Raw genomic sequence first — 5,142 nt, forward strand, 5'->3', positions numbered from 1 at the left:
AATACTTTTGTGCATTGTCTTTCTTGTAAGTTTCTATGATAAAGATAAGACAATTGGGGCTGATTCCTGTGAAGGAAGTTCAGCCCCTTATTTTTTGTTTTGTGATATTTTTATCGGACAGCAATATATTTCTATACATTAGTATCCGGTAGAATTTTCATTCACAAGATGAAATAACTGGTAAGTCTCAATAGAAGACTTTGGTACGCTTACAGGCGGAAGAAGGCCTGTCCGACTAAGGTAGATAATGGCATATTGAACTCTCCCAAACACCTTATTTATGCAGATGAGCATTTCAATTTTTGAAAGATAAGTCGCCCTCTTTTTGGATTCTAAAGTCGGCTGCCCGATAAAACTAAGCATGATTTACAGGCTAATGCCTCATCTAATCAGACTTGGCAAGCAATTTCACAGAGTCAACAAACAAGGTGCCAACGACCTCCTATTTTGGAGCTATTGACACCTTATTATATAAAACGTGATTTACTTATCAACTATCAGAGAACAAGGAATAACCTCGTTATCCAGATGAATAATTACTTTATCTATATCTTTTTGAATAGATATAGTGTATGTTGAATTCGTATGTAAAGTCCACTCCTCTTGTAACAAAGGGTGAAGGAGGGAAGACAAAACCTCTGTTATAGCATATCCCCTCTATCCAACAGAGTGCTGTATCTTGCTTCAACAGCCCCAGAGGTTACTAAACTCATATATCCGACGCTCTTATATTACCTATCTTGAGAGATTGGGGTATTTGGCTCCAATAAGGTGTTTTTAGTCCGTATCATCAGACTTATTGACAAATAGTATTTAACACTTCCTTTTTTATAAACGAGCTTCCCAGCCCATTCTTTTTATTGTCATTAAGAAGAATCTTGCGGTTGCAAGCCACATTTCAATCGCCTACTTTAGATGAAATAGATGTACATTTGCAAGATATGTTGGGTTTGCTCCAAAAGGTCTTAAGTCGATTTAAGGATTTCAGTATCTCCATTGTAGGGACTTAGTTTGAATTTATAGTTCATGAATGCAAAACAATTCGTCAATAAATGATATATTGAGTGTACATAGAAGTTGTTTGATAGGCAATAGTCCTTGTGGCATCATTAACATTGTATCTATTGCAAGCAGCTCGTTATTGGCTTGGGAGATCCGACATAAGACAAACTCAAAATCTCCTACAAACAACTTCAAGTTCGAGCAGTTTACTTAATTTTGTAACGGTACTCTATTTTATTGAGTAACCCCTAAAAGATCAGGAGGCAGCATAAAAATGGCAAACAATATAAACATAAGGCAAGTCAAACAAAGATTTGGCATCATTGGCAACAGCCCATTGCTTGACAGAGCTATTCGTACGGCAGTGCAAGTGGCACCAACCGATTTGTCCGTACTTGTGACCGGTGAAAGTGGTGCAGGTAAAGAGTTTTTTCCTCAGATTATCCACCAATATAGTAGCAGGAAACACAATCCATACATTGCCGTCAACTGCGGAGCTATCCCTGAAGGCACCATTGATTCGGAACTTTTTGGTCATAAGAAAGGTTCTTTCACCGGTGCTTTGGCAGATAGAAAAGGTTATTTTGAAGAGGCCGATGGCGGTACAATTTTCCTCGATGAGGTAGGAGAACTACCCCTCAGCACACAAGCCAGGCTACTCAGAGTCCTTGAGACCGGAGAGTTTATAGCCGTAGGGGCCAGTGTTGCCAATAAGACTGATGTCAGGATTGTGGCAGCAACCAATGTCAATCTCATTGAAGCAGTACAGAGAGGAAAGTTTAGAGAGGACCTTTTGTTTCGTCTCAATACAGTGCCCATCGTCATTCCTCCACTTAGAGAACGAGCAGAAGATGCACCTCTGTTGTTTAGAAAGTTTGCATCTGACAGTGCCGAAAAGTACTGTATGCCCACTTTGCGTTTAAGTCCGGAAGCCGAAGAAGCTGTAAAAAACTACCGATGGCCCGGCAACATTCGAGAATTAAGAAATGTGGCTGAAAGGATGTCTGTATTGGAAGAAGAGCGTACCATCTCGGCTGAAACCATACGCAAATATCTTCCCGAAAATGCCTTTCAAGATCTTCATCCCGTATTGCTAAGTCATGTCAAGGAGCAGGAATCCAACAGTTTCACTTCTGAACGAGAGATTCTCTACCAGGTTCTTTTTGACATGAAAAAGGACATGAATGAGCTTAAGAGTCTTGTGCAAGGCATTATGGATGGACAAATTCCGGTCAGCCAAGGGGGGCATGACATCGATCAGATCTTGCACCACTCTGCCAAGTCACCTATAAGCACAGACCAAATCTTTGGTACTTCCACCTCGGACACTTCTCAACCCATTACCTATATCGAGCCGCATGAGCCCGAAGTGGACGATGCTGAGATTATCCCTGAAGATGACCTAAGTCGCAAAGATGTTGTACTGCCTATCTCAGAAGCAGAGGCCGAACTTGTACGAAGAGCTTTGGTCAAATTTGGTCCTAAAAACAAGAAAGAGGCTGCAGAGGCTCTCGGAATATCCGAGCGTACCTTATACCGAAAAATCAAAGAGCATAACATTAATATTGATGAAATTGAAGGCTAAATATTTTGCATTTTACCTATTGTCATTCTTTATTGTGGCAATATCCTCATGCAGCATCCAATACAAGTTTGATGGTGCTTCAATAGATTATAGCACTACCAAAACGATGACTATAGAGACGATTGTCAACCAAGCATCTCATCAATATGCTCCTATGTCTACCAACTTCACCGAAGCTCTGAAGAATATATTTATCTCCAGGACCAAACTGGAGATGGTACCATACGATGGAGATCTCCAAATCTCCGGAGCAATTGTCACCTATGACTTAGCACCCACAGCTATTCAGGAGAATGCTATTTCTGCGAAAACAAAGTTTACGATTGGAATAAAGATTAAGTTTGTGAATAAAGTACAGCCTTCACAAAGTTTTGAAAAGACCTTCACTGAGTTTACCGACTTCGATAGTAATATTATGTTCAATACTATTGAAGGTCAATTGGTACAAGAATTGAGCGAACGCATTATCAAACAAATCTATTCGGCAACAGTAGAAAACTGGTAACATGACAACAGACGAATTATATGAGTATATGAGAAATCCGGTCTTGCTTTCGGACCATACATTGGACGATATGAAGCAACTTCTGGAGGCTTATCCATATTCTTCAACTTGCGCTTTTCTTTACCTATACAATTTGGCTACCGTACACGATGTGCGATATGCCTCCGAGCTACAAAGGCTGGCCCCTATGCTTCCTAATAGAGACAAGCTATACAGACTCGTAGCCGGATACAGCCAAACTCACGAATTAGGGACAGATAGCCAAGACGAAAAAGACTCTTTTGCTGTCATAGAAGACTTCCTGGATGAAATGAAAGCTTCGGGAGCGGACCTTCCGGATGAATTGACTTTTTCATCAAACTCCGGTATTCCGGACTATTTTTCCTCAGAAGAAGTAGATAAAACGCTCTCAAAGAGTGAAGACTCGTTAGATATAGAGAGCATTGATTTACAAAAGATTAATAAATCTGACAATGAGGAGAGCAAAAAAAATGTAACACAAGATTCTACAATTCAAGAGGAAAGCAAAGACCAGATTGAAGAGGACAATAGCCTATCTAACAACAACTTAGAAGAAAGCATGTTTACAGAAACTCTGGCGAAAATATATATCAAGCAGGGACATTTTGACAAAGCCTTGAGAATTATACATTCATTAAACTTGAATTTTCCAGAAAAAAGTCCTTACTTTGCTGACCAAATTAGATTTCTTGAGAAGATATCAAAGAATAATAAACAAGAATAAATATGTACATCTTTCTAACAATCCTAATTGTACTTGCTGCCATATTGTTAATTTTGGTAGTAGTAATCCAAAACTCCAAGGGTGGCGGATTGGCTGCAGGATTCTCTTCCAGCAACCAAATTATGGGGGTTCGCAAAACAACGGACTTCCTTGAGAAAGCAACCTGGTACCTTGCTGCCGCTGTTGTTGTATTGAGTATCATATCATCTCACTTCCTTCACGGAGCACAAGATCCTGCTACAGAGACAGGTATCAACCAAAAGATGCTTGTTAAGGATGCAGAAAAAGACGCCAAATCTACTGCTAATCCTTTTGCTACTCCACAAGGAAATGGTGCGGAAAATCAAGAAGCTCCGGCTACTGGAACTCCGTCTGCTCCAAAAGAGTAAGTATTTGGTTTGAATCTTTGATAAAGGTTTGGGTTTTAGATTTCTTGTATTCTTTTAAGCCTATTGGTCTACTCGTCTGAATGTATAGAGTGTATAGGTTGTTGTAGGCTTTTTCGGAGACATTAAACCGGAATGCAATTAACCCCTGAATGTTTATTAAATCAATTCAAAACAAGTTTCTAAGCAGAATTTATTTTAAGAAAAATATCACAAAGGCTGTGTCTTTCCGGCACGGCCTTTTGTTGTTTAGATCTACACTATATTAGATTATATTGAAGGATCACACCACCCTATTTGAACCTTAACCGAGAAAACATGGAGTATTTGGATATACACTCACGGTCAAACAACTTGACATACCCTTTGATTAGACATAAGATCAGCCTCAAGTATCTTATACACATAAGCCACCCTCACTAAGAGATATTTAGGATTAAAAGTATTTTCAAACGGATTAGATCGTAGAATAAGCAGTTCAAATTTCTTTAGTGCATTGGAATAAAAAGACAATAAAGACCATGCAATCCTTAATCTCAAAGCATGATTTGAATGAGATACACAAATAAATGCAACCTCTTTGTAACAATATATTTGGGTTCAAGAGAGCATTTCATGAGCAAAAATCGATAAGAAAGAAGATTTTCTCAAAAAACTTTTCTCTCGTTATTATCGATAGAATACAGATTCAACATATTAAGTTAACATACTGTATCATAAGAGATAAGATGGATTAACGACACTACAAATCACTTCCAACACTCGACTAAAAGGTGGATGAATACAGAGAAAAAACCAATAGTGTCCTAAACGTTCTTCTTTGAAGAAGGACATAGCATAGTATTCAAGAGGGGCATCCCACTTGATCATCTTGCGCTAAAATGGGGGTATCCCCCTATGTCAATTCAGGCTCATCGGG

At 39.0% G+C, this 5,142-nt stretch carries 4 protein-coding genes; all 4 read left to right on the top strand.

The genetic code is table 11. The annotated features are described in order from the left end of the window. The first annotated feature begins 1,276 nt into the window (after nucleotides 1-1,276). From ACFO3G_RS03940 to secG, 4 genes are read left to right on the top strand one after another with little or no spacing between them, the layout of a single operon-like run. Nucleotides 1,277-2,587 (top strand): sigma-54 interaction domain-containing protein, encoded by a 1,311-nt coding sequence (locus tag ACFO3G_RS03940; RefSeq protein WP_380078187.1) that lies wholly within the window; start codon nucleotides 1,277-1,279, stop codon nucleotides 2,585-2,587. After that, a complete protein-coding gene (lptE, locus tag ACFO3G_RS03945; RefSeq protein WP_380078189.1) occupies nucleotides 2,571-3,092 on the top strand; it encodes an LPS assembly lipoprotein LptE in 522 nt (173 codons plus the stop codon). The genes ACFO3G_RS03940 and lptE overlap by 17 nt, the downstream gene beginning before the upstream one ends. 1 nt (nucleotide 3,093) lies before the next feature. Continuing rightward, nucleotides 3,094-3,837, top strand: a complete 744-nt coding sequence (locus ACFO3G_RS03950; RefSeq protein ID WP_380078191.1) for a tetratricopeptide repeat protein — start codon at nucleotides 3,094-3,096, stop codon at nucleotides 3,835-3,837. A 2-nt stretch (nucleotides 3,838-3,839) separates the two neighbouring features. Next, nucleotides 3,840-4,226 (top strand): preprotein translocase subunit SecG, encoded by a 387-nt coding sequence (secG, locus tag ACFO3G_RS03955; RefSeq protein WP_380078193.1) that lies wholly within the window; start codon nucleotides 3,840-3,842, stop codon nucleotides 4,224-4,226. The last annotated feature ends 916 nt before the right edge of the window (nucleotides 4,227-5,142 follow it).

Origin of the sequence: Falsiporphyromonas endometrii (assembly GCF_042654485.1) — a bacterium.
In the GTDB taxonomy this organism is placed as follows: Bacteria; Bacteroidota; Bacteroidia; order Bacteroidales; family Porphyromonadaceae; genus Porphyromonas; species Porphyromonas endometrii.

Bases quoted from the DNA above. Each gene is read 5' to 3' on its own strand.
- lptE (WP_380078189.1), top strand. From the start codon at position 2,571: ATGAAATTGAAGGCTAAATATTTTGCATTTTACCTATTGTCATTCTTT.
- ACFO3G_RS03940 (WP_380078187.1), top strand. From the start codon at position 1,277: ATGGCAAACAATATAAACATAAGGCAAGTCAAACAAAGATTTGGCATC.
- ACFO3G_RS03950 (WP_380078191.1), top strand. From the start codon at position 3,094: ATGACAACAGACGAATTATATGAGTATATGAGAAATCCGGTCTTGCTT.
- secG (WP_380078193.1), top strand. From the start codon at position 3,840: ATGTACATCTTTCTAACAATCCTAATTGTACTTGCTGCCATATTGTTA.